At 59.2% G+C, this 17,473-nt stretch carries 17 protein-coding genes; 6 read left to right on the top strand and 11 right to left on the bottom strand.

Features of this window, described 5'->3' with window-relative positions:
• Positions 1-83 precede the first annotated feature (83 nt).
• Positions 84-1,715, top strand: coding sequence for a multicopper oxidase CueO (gene cueO, locus CKF42_RS14790; protein WP_111208515.1), 1,632 nt, complete (start codon positions 84-86; stop codon positions 1,713-1,715).
• Here cueO and CKF42_RS14785 read toward each other — a convergent pair whose 3' ends face one another.
• Positions 1,716-2,999 (bottom strand): cystathionine gamma-synthase family protein, encoded by a 1,284-nt coding sequence (locus CKF42_RS14785; protein ID WP_009092062.1) that lies wholly within the window; start codon positions 2,997-2,999, stop codon positions 1,716-1,718.
• 235 nt (positions 3,000-3,234) lie between these two features.
• Between CKF42_RS14785 and hpt the strand changes: the two genes are divergently transcribed.
• Positions 3,235-3,771 (top strand): hypoxanthine phosphoribosyltransferase, encoded by a 537-nt coding sequence (gene hpt / locus CKF42_RS14780; protein WP_009092060.1) that lies wholly within the window; start codon positions 3,235-3,237, stop codon positions 3,769-3,771.
• Positions 3,772-3,851: 80 nt separating this feature from the next.
• Here hpt and can read toward each other — a convergent pair whose 3' ends face one another.
• Entirely contained in the window at positions 3,852-4,508 is a 657-nt protein-coding gene (gene can / locus CKF42_RS14775) for a carbonate dehydratase (protein WP_033736612.1), read from the bottom strand.
• 108 nt (positions 4,509-4,616) lie between these two features.
• On the opposite strand from can, the gene CKF42_RS14770 reads away from it, so the two are divergent.
• The 3 genes from CKF42_RS14770 (at position 4,617) to CKF42_RS14760 (ending at position 7,747) form a co-directional block, all read left to right on the top strand.
• Positions 4,617-5,546, top strand: coding sequence for an ABC transporter ATP-binding protein (locus CKF42_RS14770; protein WP_111208514.1), 930 nt, complete (start codon positions 4,617-4,619; stop codon positions 5,544-5,546).
• A complete protein-coding gene (locus tag CKF42_RS14765) occupies positions 5,543-6,313 on the top strand; it encodes an ABC transporter permease (RefSeq protein WP_111208513.1) in 771 nt (256 codons plus the stop codon). The genes CKF42_RS14770 and CKF42_RS14765 overlap by 4 nt, the downstream gene beginning before the upstream one ends.
• A 420-nt stretch (positions 6,314-6,733) precedes the next feature.
• The gene (locus tag CKF42_RS14760) at positions 6,734-7,747 is read left to right on the top strand and encodes an acyltransferase family protein (protein ID WP_111208512.1); all 1,014 of its coding nucleotides are present in this window, start codon (positions 6,734-6,736) and stop codon (positions 7,745-7,747) included.
• 54 nt (positions 7,748-7,801) lie between these two features.
• Here CKF42_RS14760 and panD read toward each other — a convergent pair whose 3' ends face one another.
• The 9 genes from panD to thpR form a co-directional block, all read right to left on the bottom strand.
• The gene (gene panD, locus CKF42_RS14755; RefSeq protein ID WP_009092050.1) at positions 7,802-8,182 is read right to left on the bottom strand and encodes an aspartate 1-decarboxylase; all 381 of its coding nucleotides are present in this window, start codon (positions 8,180-8,182) and stop codon (positions 7,802-7,804) included.
• Between the two features lie 47 nt (positions 8,183-8,229).
• Positions 8,230-9,084 (bottom strand): pantoate--beta-alanine ligase, encoded by an 855-nt coding sequence (gene panC / locus CKF42_RS14750; protein ID WP_111208511.1) that lies wholly within the window; start codon positions 9,082-9,084, stop codon positions 8,230-8,232.
• Positions 9,085-9,099: 15 nt separating this feature from the next.
• Positions 9,100-9,894 carry a 3-methyl-2-oxobutanoate hydroxymethyltransferase gene (panB, locus tag CKF42_RS14745; protein ID WP_009092046.1) on the bottom strand — a complete coding sequence of 265 codons (795 nt, stop codon included), beginning with the start codon at positions 9,892-9,894 and terminating at the stop codon, positions 9,100-9,102.
• Positions 9,895-9,977: 83 nt separating this feature from the next.
• On the bottom strand, positions 9,978-10,463 hold the full coding sequence (gene folK, locus CKF42_RS14740) for a 2-amino-4-hydroxy-6-hydroxymethyldihydropteridine diphosphokinase (protein ID WP_046101246.1): 486 nt from the start codon (positions 10,461-10,463) through the stop codon (positions 9,978-9,980).
• Positions 10,460-11,878 (bottom strand): polynucleotide adenylyltransferase PcnB, encoded by a 1,419-nt coding sequence (gene pcnB, locus CKF42_RS14735; protein ID WP_208971008.1) that lies wholly within the window; start codon positions 11,876-11,878, stop codon positions 10,460-10,462. The genes folK and pcnB overlap by 4 nt, the downstream gene beginning before the upstream one ends.
• A gap of 88 nt (positions 11,879-11,966) precedes the next feature.
• Positions 11,967-12,845 carry a tRNA glutamyl-Q(34) synthetase GluQRS gene (gene gluQRS / locus CKF42_RS14730; RefSeq protein WP_111208510.1) on the bottom strand — a complete coding sequence of 293 codons (879 nt, stop codon included), beginning with the start codon at positions 12,843-12,845 and terminating at the stop codon, positions 11,967-11,969.
• Positions 12,846-12,918: 73 nt separating this feature from the next.
• Positions 12,919-13,374 carry an RNA polymerase-binding protein DksA gene (gene dksA, locus CKF42_RS14725; protein ID WP_008925615.1) on the bottom strand — a complete coding sequence of 152 codons (456 nt, stop codon included), beginning with the start codon at positions 13,372-13,374 and terminating at the stop codon, positions 12,919-12,921.
• 247 nt (positions 13,375-13,621) lie between these two features.
• On the bottom strand, positions 13,622-14,326 hold the full coding sequence (gene sfsA, locus CKF42_RS14720) for a DNA/RNA nuclease SfsA (RefSeq protein WP_058957914.1): 705 nt from the start codon (positions 14,324-14,326) through the stop codon (positions 13,622-13,624).
• Positions 14,304-14,861, bottom strand: coding sequence for an RNA 2',3'-cyclic phosphodiesterase (gene thpR, locus CKF42_RS14715; protein WP_111208509.1), 558 nt, complete (start codon positions 14,859-14,861; stop codon positions 14,304-14,306). The genes sfsA and thpR overlap by 23 nt, the downstream gene beginning before the upstream one ends.
• 36 nt (positions 14,862-14,897) lie before the next feature.
• Here thpR and hrpB point away from each other — a divergent pair, with 36 nt between their 5' ends.
• The gene (gene hrpB / locus CKF42_RS14710; RefSeq protein WP_111208508.1) at positions 14,898-17,381 is read left to right on the top strand and encodes an ATP-dependent helicase HrpB; all 2,484 of its coding nucleotides are present in this window, start codon (positions 14,898-14,900) and stop codon (positions 17,379-17,381) included.
• Positions 17,382-17,473 lie beyond the last annotated feature (92 nt).

The following is a 17,473-nucleotide window of genomic DNA, read 5'->3' as shown; positions in this document are numbered from 1 at the left end:
GTCAGATTCTCACGGGTAGCGCTTGACCTTCCCATAAGGTCAGGGTTTAGGCTGTGCGCTCTGATGCCACAAGGATGATCACCATGCAACGTCGCCACTTCCTGAAACTCACCGCCGCACTGAGTGCAGCCGGAGCGTTACCGCTCTGGAGCCGTTCGCTGATGGCGGCACCCCGTCCGCTGCTGCCGATTCCCTCTCTGCTGGAACCCGACGCCAGAGGCACATACAGCCTCACCGCCATGCAGGGGAGCACGCAGTGGAACGGCAAAGCGGTGCCGACCTGGGGCTACAACGGCAGCCTGCTGGGGCCGGTACTGCGGCTGCAGCGCGGCCAGCCGGTGACGGTGAACATTCATAACCGGCTCAGCGAAGCGACCACGCTGCACTGGCACGGGCTGGAAATCCCTGGCGTGGTGGATGGCGGACCGCAGGCGGCGATAGCCCCCGGCGGCTCGCGTCAGGTCTCCTTCACGCCCGATCAGCCCGCCGCAACCTGCTGGTATCACCCCCATCTGCACGGCAAAACCGGGCATCAGGTGGCGCAGGGGCTGGCGGGTCTGATCCTGCTGGAAGATAAAGAGAGCGGCACACTGCGGCTGCCTGTGCAGTGGGGCGTGGATGATGTGCCGCTGATTTTTCAGGATAAGCAGCTGACTCAGGATGGCCGCCATATCGACTATCAGCTCGACGTGATGCGCGCGGCGGTAGGCTGGTTTGGTGACATGATGCTGACTAACGGGGCGCACTATCCGCAGCATGCGGTGCCGCGCGGCTGGCTGCGGCTGCGCCTGCTCAATGGCTGTAATGCCCGGTCGCTGCACGTTGCCGCCAGTGATAAACGTCCTCTCTATGTGATCGCCAGCGACGGCGGTCTGCTGGCGGAGCCGGTCAGCGTCGACGCGTTGCCGATCCTGCCGGGCGAGCGCTTTGAGGTGATGATCGACACCTCCGACGGCAAAACCTTTGATCTGGTGACGCTGCCCACCGATCAGATGGGGATGACGCTGCCGCCATTCGATCAGCCGCTGCCGCTGGTGCAGATCCTGCCGCTGCGGGTGATGGCCAGTGCCACGCTGCCGGATCGGCTGGCGACGCTGCCCGCTCTGCCCGCGACAGAGGGGCTGCACACCCGCTGGCTGCAGCTGATGATGGACCCGCAGCTGGACCAGCAGGGGATGCAGGCGCTGATGCAGCGCTATGGCGAGAAAGCGATGGGGAAAGGCGGGCATCACGCGATGCCGCAGACGCAGGGAAAAGCCGGGGAGACGGGCGACCATCCGGCGATGGCGCAGGCGCACGGCTCATCCGCCGCGCCAATGGATCACAGCATGCACGGTATGGCGGGTATGGCGCAGCCAGCGGGTTATGATTTCCGAAACGGCAATAAAATCAACGGTCAGGCATTTGATATGATGAAACCGTCGTTTGCGGTGAAACTGGGCGACTATGAGAAGTGGACGATCTCCGGCGAAGGCGATGCGATGCTGCATCCGTTTCATATTCACGGCACGCAGTTCCGCATTCTCTCCGAGAATGGCAAACCGCCAGCGCCCCATCGCCAGGGCTGGAAAGATATGGTCAATGTCGACGGCTGGCGCAGTGAAGTGCTGGTGCGCTTCAACTATGTCGCCGCCGCCGAACACGCTTATATGGCCCACTGTCATCTGCTGGAGCATGAAGATACCGGCATGATGCTGGGCTTTACCGTGAGCTGATTACGCCTGCTCCAGCGCCAGCTTCACATCTTCAATCAGGTCGCCCGCGTTCTCAATGCCAATCGACAGCCGCACCGTGGCGTCAGTGATACCGATTCGCTGACGCACCGCCTGCGGCACGCCGGAGTGGGTGGTGCTGCCCGGATGGCTGGCCAGCGACTCGGTGCCGCCCAGGCTCACCGCCTGCTTGAACAGCGACAGCGCGTTGAGGAAACGGAACGCCGCAGGCTGGCCGCCGACGATATCGAACGAGAAGGTCGAACCGGCGCCGCTGCACTGCTCGCGATACGTTTTGCCCTCGGCGCTCTCCGCGTCGAGATAGGGCAGCCAGTGCAGCTTCGCCACTTTCGGGTGATCGCGCAGAAACGCCGCCACGGCTTCCGCATTCTGCCAGGCCTTTTCCATGCGCAGCGACAGCGTTTCCAGCGATCGGCTGAGCATCCAGCTTGAGTGCGGATCCAGCTGGGTGCCGATGGCGCTGCGCAGGGCGCGCACTTTTGCCATCAGTGCTTTGCTGCCCATCGCCGCCCCCGCAATCAGGTCCGAATGTCCCCCCACATATTTAGTCAGCGAGTAGAGCGAGAGATCCGCGCCCAGGGTCAGCGGCTGCTGGAACAGCGGGCCGAGCAGCGTGTTGTCACAGGCGATAATGGGTCGGGAGCCCTGCTGCTGGTCAATCTCATCAGCGATACGCGCCATCAGACGAATGTTGACCAGGCTGTTGGTAGGATTCGCCGGGGTTTCAATCAGGATGATCGCCACGCGGCCCTGCGCCATCGCCTGCTGTGCCGCCTCACGTACTCTGGCCTCATCATTGCCGTCGCTGAAGCCGACCGCGCCAATCTCCAGATTGTGCAGCGTCTTGCTGAGCAGGGTTTCGGTGCCGCCATACAGCGGCTGGGAGTGCAGGATCACCTCGCCGGGACGGGCAAAGGTCAGCAGGGTGGTGGCGATAGCGGCCATGCCGGAGGAGAAAAGCGAACAGCTCTCCGCCTGCTCATAGACGGCCAGCCGATCCTCCACGATTTCGCTGTTAGGGTGGTTAAAGCGGGAGTAGACCAGCCCGCCCGATTTGCCCTCTGGCGGCTCGCGCCGGCCGGAGACGTAATCGAAGAAATCGCGTCCCTCTTCGGCGCTGTCGAAGACAAAGGTGGAGGTCAGAAAGACCGGCGGCTTCACCGCGCCTTCTGACAGGCGGGGATCGTAGCCATAGTTCAGCATCTGCGTTTCAGGGTGCAGCGGCCTGTCGCCGATATGCGTTTTCTTGCTTGAAGGTGAAGTCATTGTGATCTCCGGCCTGCGGCGCGAGTAGGGTAACGATATGTTGGATAAAGGCTACCATGCAGCGAATCATGCTGGTAAATGCCGTAATGTTCTAAGGTAATGCGCATTTGAGCCAGCCGCAGACGACTGTGAACAATTTTCGCGACGTAATCGTTTGCCTGCGCTGCGGCGCAGCCGACGCGGCGGCGTCTGTGATAGACTTCGGGGCTTTTCTGACGTAACCGGGCTGAACGCAATGAAACACACTGTTGAAGTGATGATCCCTGAACAGGCAATCGCCACGCGCATCGCTGAACTGGGCAAAGAGATTACCGATCACTACCGCGACAGCGGCAGCGATATGGTGCTGGTGGGGCTGCTGCGCGGCTCATTCATGTTCATGGCTGACCTGTGTCGCGCCATTGAGGTGCCGCATGAAGTCGATTTTATGACCGCCTCCAGTTACGGCAGCGGCATGTCCAGCTCACGTGATGTGAAAATCCTGAAAGATCTGGACGAGGACATTCGCGGCAAGGATGTGCTGATCGTCGAAGATATCATTGACTCCGGCAACACCCTGAGCAAAGTGCGGGAGATCCTGCAGCTGCGTCAGCCAAAATCACTGGCGATCTGCACCCTGCTGGATAAGCCTGAACGCCGCGAAGTCGAGGTTAACGTTGAGTATGTCGGCTTCGCCATTCCCGATGAATTTGTGGTGGGCTTTGGTATCGACTACGCCCAGCACTATCGCCATCTGCCTTACATCGGCAAAGTGGTGCCGCTGGAATCCTGACAGCGCATAACCGCACATTCTTCCAAGGCCTGCACCCTCCGACTGGTGTAGGCTATGTCGCGTTTTGCGCCGCGATCGGTTCAGGCTTCGACCTTCATCTGCAGACTGGCGATGCCGTTGCGGTAGCGCTGTTCCAGGATCTCCCGACTGTCTGCCGTGACATCAAGGTTACGCAGGCAGCCGTCCTGAATGCCGTAAACCCAGCCGTGCAGTGAGACTTTCTGCCCGCGTTTCCAGGCAGATTGCACTACGGTCGAGTGTCCCAGGTTATAGACCTGTTCAATCACGTTGATTTCACACAGTTTGTCCAGGCGCTTATCCGGCGGGAGTTCCCCCAGCAACACGCTATGCTTGTACCAGAGGTCGCGGATGTGCAGCAGCCAGTTGTCGATCAACCCCAGCTCCGGGTTATCCATCGCGGCCTGCACGCCGCCGCAGCCGTAGTGGCCGCACACGATGACGTGTTCAACTTCCAGCACTTCAATAGCGTACTGCACCACGGACAGACAGTTCAGATCGGTGTGGATCACCAGATTGGCGACGTTGCGGTGAACAAAGAGTTCGCCCGGTTCCAGTCCGGTCAGGCGTTCGGCAGGAACACGACTGTCTGAGCAGCCGATCCACAGGAAGCGCGGTTTTTGTGCCTGGGCGAGCCGCTCAAAAAAGCCGGGATCTTCTTCAATCAGTAATTTTGACCATTCGCGGTTGTTACTGATCAGGGTGTTAATGTCTGTCATGGCGTTGAGCGACCGGTTACTGCGCAAGGTGCGCGCGCGTACTATATGCCAGGGCTGACTAAATTTAAACGGCATTACGATGCCACCAAAACAGGGTATGGATGCAGAATGACATATGCACTGGAACTTTCTCAGCTGACCAAGACCTTTCCCGGCGGCGTACAGGCGCTGAAGGGCATCGATCTTAACGTTGAAGCGGGTGACTTTTATGCGCTGCTGGGGCCAAACGGTGCCGGTAAATCCACCACCATCGGGATTATCAGTTCGCTGGTCAATAAATCCGGCGGCAGCGTGCGGGTGTTTGGCTACGACCTGCAAAAAGATGTGGTGAATGCCAAGCGCCAGCTCGGCCTGGTGCCACAGGAGTTTAACTTTAACCCGTTTGAGACGGTGATGCAGATCGTCGTTAACCAGGCGGGTTACTACGGCGTCGGACGGCGTGAGGCCAATCAGCGGGCGGAGAAGTACCTGAAACAGCTCGATCTGTGGGGAAAACGCAGTGAACGGGCGCGTATGCTCTCCGGCGGGATGAAACGCCGTCTGATGATCGCCCGCGCGCTGATGCATGAGCCCAAACTGCTGATTCTGGATGAGCCGACGGCGGGGGTCGATATCGAACTGCGGCGCTCAATGTGGGGGTTCCTGAAAGATCTGAATGCCAAAGGCACCACCATCATTCTCACCACCCACTATCTGGAGGAGGCGGAGATGTTGTGCCGCAACATCGGCATCATCCAGAGCGGTGAGCTGGTGGAAAATACCTCGATGAAAGGGCTGCTGTCCAAGCTGAAATCAGAAACGTTTATCCTCGATCTGGCGCCGCGCAGTCCGCTGCCCGCGCTGGAAGGATTCCAGTATCGCCTGACGGATACCTCCACGCTGGAGGTGGAAGTGCTGCGTGAGCAGGGGCTGAACAGCGTCTTCAGCCAGCTGAGTGCGCAGGGGGTGCAGGTACTGAGTATGCGAAATAAAGCGAACCGTCTGGAAGAGCTGTTCGTTGGTCTGACGACGCAGGGAAAAACAGGAGCAAAAGCATGACACATTTGTACTGGGTGGCGCTGAAAAGTATCTGGGCCAAAGAGATTAACCGTTTTGCCCGCATCTGGATCCAGACGCTGGTGCCGCCGGTGATCACCATGACGCTCTATTTCATCATCTTCGGTAACCTGATCGGGTCACGCATTGGTGAGATGCACGGCTTCAGCTATATGCAGTTTATCGTGCCGGGATTGATCATGATGGCGGTAATTACCAACGCCTATGCTAACGTCGCATCCTCATTCTTCAGTGCCAAATTCCAGCGCAACATTGAAGAGCTGCTGGTCGCGCCGGTGCCGACCCACATCATTATTGCGGGGTATGTCGGCGGCGGCGTGGCACGTGGTGTCTGCGTCGGGGTTCTGGTCACGGCCATTTCGCTCTTCTTCGTGCCGTTTCACGTTCACTCCTGGACGATGGTGGCGGTGACGCTGCTGCTGACCGCGATTCTGTTTTCACTGGCCGGTCTGCTGAACGCCGTGTTTGCCCGGACCTTTGACGATATCAGCCTGATCCCGACCTTTGTGCTGACGCCGCTGACCTATCTGGGTGGCGTGTTCTATTCGCTGAGTCTGCTGCCGCCATTATGGCAGGCCGTTTCGAAGCTGAACCCCATCGTCTATATGATCAGCGGGTTCCGCTATGGCTTCCTGGGCATTAATGACGTGCCGCTGGCCTTTACGCTTTCGGTATTGATCGCGTTTATTCTGGTCTTTTACGGGCTGGTCTATGCGCTGATTCAGCGCGGACGCGGATTACGCACCTGACGAAAGCTTTACCGAAGCCACGCAGCGAAACGCGCGTGGCTTTTTTATTATCGGATAAAAAATCGCCGCCTTTTCCGGTTGTCACTGGCCTTAAAAAACGATCCTTTCTTCTGTTCCGCCTCTCTTTTTTCACGCGATTGCGGAAAATAGCCGCCTTTTTTGCCCTCGTGATAAAAAATAACCCTAAGCATTATCTGATATTAAAGTGGAACCGGTTTCTATCTTAATGATTCTCCACTGTTAAATTTTTTTTAAGATTAGCCTTAAGCCCCGACTGTTGTTTATTTCAACGCGAGTGATCAGAATACCGCCGAATAAGGTTATTCCTCTGCTCAGGGACGAAAGGGCGGGAATGGAGTGTCTGTAATAAGAAGAATGGTCGCACATTCAGGGCCAGTTTTTAATCAAAGGCAGGAAAAGATGAATCGTATAACGTGGATCGACAATCTGCGGGGATTGAGTATTCTCGCAATCATTTTTTTGCACAGTACTATCGCTGTTCATAACAATGCCGGTCATTTTACCGCCTTCAGCAGCCTGCTAAATGAGATGCTGGCACCGGTAAGGCTGGGGCTGATGTTTTTTGTGTCGGGCTTATTTGTCGATGCCGGATTAAGAAAAGGCCTGGGTCCTTTTTTTAATAACAAGGTGCGCAGTATTCTCTATCCGTTCGTGGTCTGGGTGGTAGTTTATGGCGGGCTGAAAATTCTGTTCAGCTCAATGGCCAATACGCCGCAATCGCCGATGAATATTATTCTCTCTCACCTGACCGGTGGCGGCGATATGACCTGGTTCCTGCATTCGCTGTTTATCTTCTTTATTGTGATTATCTTTGCCCGCCATCTGCCGTTCCTGCTGGTGTTCGGCATCTGTATGGCGCTGAGCTGGGCACTGCCAGCCATTGACCCGGACGGCGTGTTTGCCAGTTTCGATAACAGCCACATTAATAAGTCCCTTTATCTGTTTGTTTTCTTCTATCTGGGCGATTACGTGGTGAGAAAGCAGGTGGATATCGCGGAGAAAGTGCAGCACGGTCCGACCCTGCTCATTTCAGTGGCCAGTTTTGCGCTGCTCTCCTGCCTGAATATTTTTGTGCTGGATCGTCATTCGCAGGCATTACTGTCACCGCTGGCACTGCTGTCGGTTCCGTTCTTTGTCTGGATTGCGCTGAAGCTGAAGTCTGAACTGGTTTATTATATCGGCGTCAATTCTATCGTCTTCTACCTGTCGCATTATCTGGCGATTCAGTTCTTCAGCAAGATTGTGAAATTTGAAAGCCCGTCCGCCTGGGTTAACGATCTGAAGTTTATTTCGGCTTTCCTGGTGGCGCTGGCGTTACCCTGGACGCTCTGTCTGATGAGAAAGCGTGGCTGGTTTAATTTCCTCTTTACGATGAAAAAACCGTCGAAGCCGCTGGCGGCCAAACCGGTTTAACGGAAATAACCGCAAAGAAAAAGGGCCGGCCGTATCACGGGCGGCCCTTTTTTATCAGGCGATCTGTACTGGCAGCGCTTTTGCCAGACGCTTCATCTGGTTGTCACCCTCAAAATAGGCGACCTTAGGCTGCCACTGACGCGCTTCCGCATCTTCAACCTGCACATAGGAGCAGATAATTAAAATATCGCCCTGGCAGGCGCAGCGGGCGGCCGCACCATTCACCGAAATGATCTTTGAGCCACGCTCAGCCGCGATAGCATAGGTGGAAAAACGCTGACCGTTGGTGACGTTATAAATATCGATCGCTTCATATTGCAGAATGCCGGAAGCATCCAGGAAATCCTGATCGATCGCGCAGGAACCTTCGTAATTGAGGTCCGCCTGCGTCACTTTCACGCGGTGTAATTTGCCTTGCAGAACAGTGCGAATCATAGCCAGAAACCTTGTCAGAGAAATAAAATAATCTGTAGCGGGTGTGCTTACAGCGTCAGGTCAACGGTTTGGTTGTCAATCAGGCGGGCATTGCCCAGCCAGGCGGCCATCAGTACGACAGCGCGCTGACTGTCCACTGTCAGCGACTGCAGCGTTTCCGCATCGCAGATCGCCAGGCCATCAGGACGCAATCCCTGCGCGACCAGCGCCTCACTGGCCGCCTCAATAATCTCTTCAACATGGCGCTCGCCGTTTTCCAGCCGCGTCGCCATCTGACGCATCACCTGGCTCAGCACCGGGGCCAGCTGACGCTCATCGGCCGTCAGGTAGCCGTTGCGCGAGCTCAGCGCCAGACCATCCGCAGCCCGTACGGTAGGCACGCCGACAATTTCAATGTCGAAGCCCATATCGGCCACCATCTTACGAATGATAGCCAGCTGCTGAAAATCCTTTTCACCGAAACAGGCAATGTCGGGCTGCACCAGATTAAAGAGTTTGCTGACGATGGTCGCCACGCCGCGAAAATGGCCCGGACGGGTCGCGCCCTCCAGCAGAGAGGAGAGCACCGGCACCTCAACAAAGGTCTGATTCTGCGCGCCCTGCGGATAGACTTCAGCCGGCGAGGGGGCAAAGACGACATCCACCTGATGGCGGTTCAGCTTTTCGCAATCCTCCTGCAGCGTGCGCGGATAGCGAGCCAGGTCGTCTGCCCGGTCAAACTGCATCGGATTCACGAAGATCGACACAATCACGATGTCGCCGCGCGCCCGCGCCTCATCCACCAGCGTCAGATGCCCTTCATGCAGGTTGCCCATGGTCGGCACCAGCGCAATACGTTTACCCTGCTGACGCCAGCGACGGACTTCCTGGCGCAGCATCAGCAGCGTTTCAATGATCAACACGGTGACTCTCCCGAATTACTGGAAACTGTGCTCGGCCGCCGGGTAGGTACCGGCTTCAACTTCAGCGATATAGTGGCGAATCGCCGCGCGGACATCGCCGCTCTCCGCCAGGAAATTTTTGGCAAATTTAGGGATGTGGCCGCCGGTCACGCCCAGAGCGTCATGCATTACCAGAATCTGTCCATCGGTGACGTTACCGGCACCAATGCCGATCACCGGAATAGTGAGGGCGGCGGTGATCCGCTGGGCCAGCGAGACCGGCACGCACTCCAGCACCATCAGCTGTGCACCCGCGGCTTCCAGCGCCAGCGCGTCGGCCAGCAGCTGCTCGGCTCCCGCTTCATCACGCCCCTGGACTTTATAACCGCCAAAGATATTGACCGACTGCGGCGTCAGCCCCAGATGACCACACACCGGCACCGCCCGTTCGGTCAGCATCCGGACGGTTTCAGCCAGCCAGCTGCCGCCTTCCAGTTTGACCATGTTGGCTCCGGCGCGCATCAGCTGCGCAGCATTGTCAAAGGTCTGTGCCGGCGTGGCATAGCTCATAAAGGGCAGGTCAGCGAGCAGCAGCGCCTGCGGCGCGCCACGGCGCACGGCGGCGGTGTGATAGGCGATGTCGCTGACCGTCACCGGCAGCGTTGAGTCATGCCCCTGAATCGTCATACCTAACGAATCGCCAACCAGCAGCACCTGAATGCCTTCATCGGCAAACAGGCGGGCAAAACTGAAATCGTAGGCGGTCAGCGTCGCGAATTTTTTACCGCTGGCTTTCGCCTGACGCAGATGTGAAATCGTGGTGGGTTTCATGGCGCTCTCAACTCAGGAATTCTGATGGGCGCAGTTTACTGGATAGCGTCAGAGAGCGGAATCAGAGAGTTGTGTTTGTCTGCTCAGCGCGGCCACAGGGTGATGCTGCGGCTGTCGAGCGTGGCCAGAATCGTGCTGAGCGCGCGGCCATCCGGCAGGCGAACATCCGGCGCAATCGCCAGCAGCGGCACCAGCATAAACGCCCGATTCAGCAAGTCATAGTGCGGCACCGTCAGCCGTTCGCTGTTGATCACCGCCTCGCCAAACAGCATCAGATCGATATCCAGCGTGCGCGGTCCCCAGCGCTCCGCCTTACGCACCCGGCCATGCTCCTGCTCAATCCGCTGGGTGTGGTCCAGCAGCGCTTCTGCGCTGAGATCGGTCTCCAGCGCCACGGCGGCATTCAGGAAGTCGGGCTGATCAGGCGGGCCATAGGGTGGCGTGCGGTAGAAGGGCGAGGTGGCAATGCGCTGCGTCTGCGGCAACGCATCCAGGGCGCGAAGCGCTGCATCAACCTGATGCAGCGGATCGGCCAGGTTACTGCCTAATGCCAGGTAAACCCGGGTCATGAGGCGTTCTGGTTGTCACGACGCGGCGCGGAAGAACGGCGGCGCGGACGACGCGATTTATGGCGCGGCACCGGATCGTCGCCGAGGTTGTTCAGCATGTTTTTCTGCTGCGGCGGCGCGGCGACCTGGAATTCGCCCCACCACTGGCTCAGACGCAGCAGTTCCGGGTTATTTTCTACTTCCGCCCGCAGCGCCAGCAGATCGTAAGCGGCGCGGAATTTCGGATGCTCCATCAGTTTCCAGGCGCGTTTACCGTGACGGCGCGACATGCGTAGCTGCAGCAGCCAGATATCGCGGATCAGCGAGGTGATGCGCTTCGGAATCGCCAGCGCACGGCAGGCTTCATCCAGCGTATCATTCATCGCCATCGCAAAGGCTTCAAAGTAGGTCAGGCCACTTTCCTGCGCAATGCGCTCTGCCGCTTCCAGCTGCGGATACCAGAACATCGCGGCAAACAGAAACGCCGGATTCACGCGCATGTCATTCTGAATGCGGTTATCAGTGTTTTTCAGCACCTGCGCCAGCATGCGCTCCATGTGGCTGTCGCTGTTTTCCGTGAAGTTGCGCGCCAGCGTCGGGAACAGCGGCTGGAACAGCTGATATTCACAGAGCTTCAGATAGGTGCTGTAGCCGTAGCCCGCCTGAAGCAGCTTCAGCGACTCTTCAAACAGGCGAGCCGGTGGAATATCACGCAGCAGCGAGGCCAGACGCGGGATCGGCTCTGCCGTTTCCGGCGCAATGCGCATATTAAGCTTCGCAGCAAAGCGCGCCACGCGCAGCATACGGACCGGGTCTTCGCGGTAACGGGTTTCCGGATCGCCAATCAGGCGGATGATGCCCTGTTCCAGATCGCTGATGCCGCCCACGTAGTCACGCACTGTGAAATCCGCCACGCTGTAGTAGAGGCTGTTGATGGTGAGATCGCGGCGCTGAGCATCATCTTCAATCGAACCGAAAATGTTGTCGCGCAGCAGCATGCCGCTCTGGGCGCGCTGCGAGCTGTTGCGATCCTCGGCCATCTCTTCCGCCTGATGATGTCCACGGAAGGTGGCAACTTCGATCACTTCCGGGCCAAACATCACGTGTGCCAGACGGAAACGGCGACCGACCAGACGGCAGTTGCGGAACAGCTTGCGCATCTGCTCAGGCGTGGCGTTGGTCGTCACATCGAAATCTTTCGGTTTTTGCCCCAGTAGCAAATCGCGCACGCCACCGCCTACCAGATAGGCTTCATAACCGGCTTTATTGAGGCGATAGAGCACTTTGAGGGCATTTTCGCTGATGTCTTTACGTGAGATGGTATGGCTTTCACGAGGGATGATGGTCATAAGACGCTCTGGTTCAACCTCTGCTGGGGCTTCCTCTTCATCACGCTTCAGGACTTTCCGGCAAAAATTAGCTACTCGGGTAAAAATGGGACACCTCGACAGTGGCATAAAAAGGGTGTAGGTAAAATCAGCGGCTAATCATAGCCTGTTGAGAACCGTTTGAGAATGCTGTTGTCTATGCATCCGGTTTCAGGGCGTTCTCCTGCGGCATCAAAGCGATATTCCACTGCGACACCGCATCAGACAGCAGTTTGTCCTGCGTTAAGTCCTGCCAGCCGGGTGAAACAGGCTGTCCGAGAAAGCGCAACGCCGCCACTAACAGCGGCCGGGCGTCGCCATCCGGCAGCGACGGCGCATGATTCTGCTTCGACAGCTTATTACCGTCGTGATTAAGCGCCAGCGGCAGGTGCAGCCAGGCGGGCACCGTCCAGCCGAACTGCTGATAAAGCGCAATCTGCCGCACGGTCGGCTCAATGAGATCGGCGCCGCGCACCACTTCAGTAATCCCCTGAAAGTGATCGTCAACCACCACCGCCAGGTTATAGGCAAACAGCCCGTCGCGCCGGTGAATAATAAAATCTTCCTCTGCCAGCCCCCTGTCCGCCTCAACGTGACCGCGCAGCCGATCCTCAAAGGCAAAAATCGGGGCATGCTGACGTAAACGCAGCGCAGCATTCTCCGGCCCGCGATGCCGATCGCGGCAGTAGCCATCATAGAAACCGCCAATCTCCTGAATGCGGCGCCGCGGGCAGGTGCAGAAATAGCTCTGACGATGCTGCTGCAGCCAGGCCAGCGCTTCCCGGTAGGCTTCATGACGCTGCGACTGCCACAGCACCTCACCATCCCACGCCAGTCCATAGTGCGCCAGCTGATGCAGGATACGATCTGCAGCCCCCGGCACTTCGCGTGGCGGGTCGATATCTTCAATCCGCACCCGCCAGAGCCCGTTCTGCGCACGCGCGCTCAGGTAACTGCCCAGCGCAGCAATCAGCGAGCCGAAATGGAGTTCACCAGAAGGAGAGGGGGCGAAGCGACCGATACAGGAGGATGACATAGGTTTCAGAAGTGACCACGCAGCGGACAGGACAACAGGTGTACCGCTGCGTGGCAACAGGCTGGACGCGGCATCAGCCGGCCATTTGTTTCTCACGAATTTCTGCTAAGGTCTTACAGTCGATGCAGAGATCGGCGGTAGGACGCGCTTCGAGACGGCGGATACCGATCTCTACGCCACAGGAATCGCAATAGCCGAAGTCGTCATCTTCCACTTTCTTCAGCGTCTTCTCGATCTTTTTAATCAGTTTACGTTCGCGATCGCGGTTACGCAGCTCCAGGCTGAACTCCTCTTCCTGCGCGGCACGGTCTACCGGGTCCGGGAAGTTAGCAGCTTCATCCTGCATGTGCGATACGGTACGATCGACTTCGTCCCGCAATTGATTACGCCAGGCTTCCAGAATCTTGCGAAAATGGGTCAGCTGCGCGTCGTTCATATACTCTTCGCCCGGTTTCACCTGGTAAGGTTCGACGCCGGCGATAGCGAGAATACTCAGGGACGATGTTTTACGGTTTTGACCTTCTTGCATGTTGCTTCTCCTGGATAACACGCACTATACCCTTCGACTTGCGTCTCGCAGGGGCGTTGCTGCCAGCCTGCATTTGACATCTGCGGGGTACATCGATCCCCCATTGGGGAAAAAAACAGGCCGCTATAAATAACAGAAGCAGTCAGGGTTGGCAATTCTTCGTGAACACACCTTGACAAGCCTGTGAGGAACAGCGTAGTTGGCCCCCGATTCTGAGCATTCTTACCACATAAAATTGCAAAAGATATTACAAGGTTACGTTAACCGGCGTTTTAAGAACTATTCCCGCCGCGGATAAGTCTGCCTGATACGCGAAAACCTCTACACCCTCTCGCTGCGCCTGAGCCAGTTGTTCTGCATACGCCGCATCAATGTGGCGTGCCGGGGAAACGTCCTCAATCCCCGAGTGCAGAACGGCAAACAACAAAACGGCCCGATGACCCTCTGCCGCAACCGTCGCCAGTTCGCGCAGGTGTTTCTGTCCTCGAATCGTCACCGCATCCGGAAAATAACCTTTACCTTCATGTAAAAGGGTTACGGATTTCACCTCAATATAGCAGTTGCGTCGGCCCTCTGCTCTGAGCAGGAAATCAATTCTGCTTTTTTCACTGCCATATCTGACTTCCGCCTGACGCTGGGCATAACCGGTCAGTTCCGCTATCCGGTTCTGGTCCAGCGCTTCGGCTACCAGTTGATTCGCACGCAGCGTATTGACGCAGATCCACTCTCCCGCCTGCGTCTCGGTCAGCTCCCAGCTGTGCGGGTATTTCCGCGTCAGGCTGCCGGAGGTGGAGTACCAGACCCGATCGCCTGGGGTGGCGCAGCCGGTCATGGCGCCAGTGTTGGCGCAGTGAATCGTCAGCTGCTCGCCCTCGGGCGTCACGACATCGGCCAGGAAGCGCTTGTAGCGGGCGATCAGGCGGGCGGGTTTAAGAGGAGGAGAGAAGTGCATGGGGATCCTGAGAGCGTAACGGCCAGCTGGCCAGGGTGCGATAACGGGTACGGCCCCGGCTGTACTCCGAGGCAAACAGCGAAAACGCCGGGACATGAAAACGCCAGTGAAAGCCGCGCGGCGGCAGCGCCACGGGCTGTGTCGCCTGGCGTAACAGCGTGATGTGCGGATGAAACGGCTGCGGGCTCTGGTGGCAGCCGTGCCGGGCAGCCTGGGCCCGCAGCAGGCTGGCGAGCTGTAACAGACCGCGTGGGGCGCGCTGGCAGCCGAGCCAGACCACACCGGGGCGCGGCCAGTGTCCGGCATCATCCAGCTCGAGATCGAAGCCGGGCTGATCAATGCGCGATGCCAGCGTCTGCAGGCGCCGGGAGGTCTCCGGCGCGACCTCGCCGAGAAACGCCAGCGTCAGATGCAGGCTGGCGGCGGCCACCGGCTGGCCCGCCTCCGCAGGGAAGGTGTCGGCCCGCCAGCGCACCAGCTGTTGCTGCATCGCGTCAGGCAGGCTGATGGCAAAAAATAAGCGTTGTGTCGCCATGGCGCTCTCCGGCAAATATCACGGATGGATGCTACAATGCGCGCCATCTTAGCACAGGCAGAAGCGGAGTTTGCTGTGAGCGATTTACCGGTCAGCGCGGTGCTGCCTGACATTCTGGCGGCGCTGAGCCACGCCCCTCAAATCCTGCTGGCCGCACCGACGGGGGCGGGCAAATCGACCTGGCTGCCGCTGCAGCTATTACAGCAGGCGGCGCTGCCGGGGCGAATCATTATGCTGGAACCACGGCGGCTGGCGGCGCGCAACGTAGCGCAACGGCTGGCGGAGCAGCTCGGCGAGCAGCCGGGGGCGACGGTAGGATTCAGGATGCGCGGCGAAAGCTGCGTCGGACCAGAGACGCGACTGGAAGTGGTGACCGAAGGCATGCTGACGCGCATGCTTCAGCACGACCCGATGCTGGAGGGTGTGTCGCTGGTGATCCTGGATGAGTTTCACGAGCGCAGCCTGCAGGCCGATCTGGCGCTGGCGCTGCTGCTTGATGTGCAGCAGGGGCTGCGCGACGACCTCAGAATCCTGCTGATGTCCGCCACGCTGGACAATGCCCGGCTGGCGGCGCTGCTGCCCGACGCCCCGCTGATCGTCTCAGAAGGACGCAGCTTTCCGGTGGAGCGGCGCTATGCGTCGCTGAACCAGACGGTGCGTTTCGAAGAGGCGGTAGCGCGTGAAGTTGCCCAGCTGCTGCGGGAGGAGAGCGGTTCGCTGCTGCTGTTTCTGCCGGGCGTGGCGGAGATCGAACGGGTGAAGCGCGAACTGGAAGCGCGCATCAGCGACGACGTGGATCTGACGCCGCTCTACGGTGCGCTGCCGCTGGCGGCACAGCGCCGGGCAATTCAGCCCGCCCCGGCCGGACGCCGCAAAGTGGTGCTCGCCACCAATATTGCCGAAACCAGTCTGACCATTGAGGGGATCCGGCTGGTGGTCGACAGCGCACTGGAACGCAGCGCCCTGTTCGATGCCCGCAGTGGCGTGACGCGTCTGCAGACCCAGCGCATCAGCCAGGCGTCGATGATCCAGCGTGCGGGCCGCGCCGGGCGCCTGATGCCGGGGATCTGCCTGCATTTACTGCCGCAGGAGCAGGCCGCCCGCGCGGCCGCGCAGATCGAGCCGGAGATCATGAACAGCGATCTCTCCTCGCTGTGGCTGGATCTGCTGCAGTGGGGCTGCACCCAGCCGCAACAGCTGCAGTGGCTGGATCAGCCACCGGTGAAAAACCTGGCGGCGGCCCGGCAGCAGTTAACCCGTCTGGGGGCACTGGATGACCATGGCCTGCTGAATACCCTGGGGCGACGCATGGCACAGCTGGGCAGCGATCCGCGCCTGGCGGCGATGCTCTGTGCGGCGGGCGACGAGGCGGATGCGGTCGCCAGCGCCGCACTGCTGGTGGCGATTCTGGAAGAGCCACCCCGCAGCGGCAGCGCCGATCTGCGCGATGCGCTGCACCGGCCTCAGGCACACTGGCAGCGGCGGGCGCAGCAGTGGCAGCAGCGACTGAAGGTGCGAGGCGGACGGGTCGATGAGGATCGTTTCGCTGGCTTGCTGGCGGTGGGGTTTGGCGATCGGCTGGCGCGGCGACGCGACCAGAGCGGCCGCTATCAGCTCGCCAACGGGCTGGGGGCCAGGCTGGATGAGCAGGATGGCCTGACGCGTCATGAATGGCTGATCGCGCCTGCCCTGTTACAGAGCAGCGCCGCGCCGGATGCCCGGATGCTGCTGGCTCTGCCGGTCGACATTGAGGCGCTGTGCCAGCAGCGGCCCGCCCTGGTTGAGCGCCGCACCGAGGTTGAGTGGGATGAAGAGAAGGGCACGCTGCGCGCCCTGAAGCGTGAGCAGATTGGCGCACTGATACTCCGGACGCAGCCGATGGCAAAGCCGGAACCGGCGGTGCTGCACGCGGCGATGCTGCGCTGGATTGCGGAAAAGGGGCTATCCGTGCTCGGCTGGACGTCAGAGGCAGAGCAGCTGCGGGTGCGTATCCAGTGTGCGGCGCAGTGGCTGCCGGAAGAGGGCTGGCCTGGTGTCGATGATGCGGCACTGCTTGAACGTCTGCCGGAGTGGCTGCTGCCGCAGATGACCACGGTGCGCGATCTCCGCAGCCTGCAGGCGGTAAACCTGACCTCCGCACTCTTACATTTACTCACATGGTCACAACGTCAGCGGCTGGATAGTGCGCTGCCAACTCATTACACTGTGCCGACCGGAAGCCGGCTGCCGATTCGCTACGATGCGGAGAAGCCGCCCGCGCTGGCGGTACGGATTCAGGAGATGTTTGGCGAAGCGCAGAACCCCACCGTAGCGGAAGGCCGCATCCCGCTGGTGCTGGAGCTGTTATCGCCCGCCCAGCGGCCGTTGCAGATTACCCGCGATCTGGCGGCGTTCTGGCGCGGTGCCTGGCCGGAGGTCAGGAAAGAGATGAAGGGACGGTATCCGAAACACCTCTGGCCCGACGATCCGGCTACCGCCTTGCCAACAAGGCGAACCAAAAAAATGTCCCCGCAGGGTTGAGTCCACTGGATCGAATTCAGAGGGTTCTGCCATGCGTTATGCGAGAAAGCAGTTAGAGTAGCGGCGCTGCCGTAAGCACTGCCTGGAGAAGA

The sequence above is a fragment of the Pantoea sp. ARC270 genome, from assembly GCF_003236725.1.
GTDB lineage: Bacteria > Pseudomonadota > Gammaproteobacteria > Enterobacterales > Enterobacteriaceae > Pantoea > Pantoea anthophila.
The sequence above is the reverse complement of the archived record's forward strand: the minus strand, read 5'-3'. Positions and strand labels throughout refer to the sequence as shown.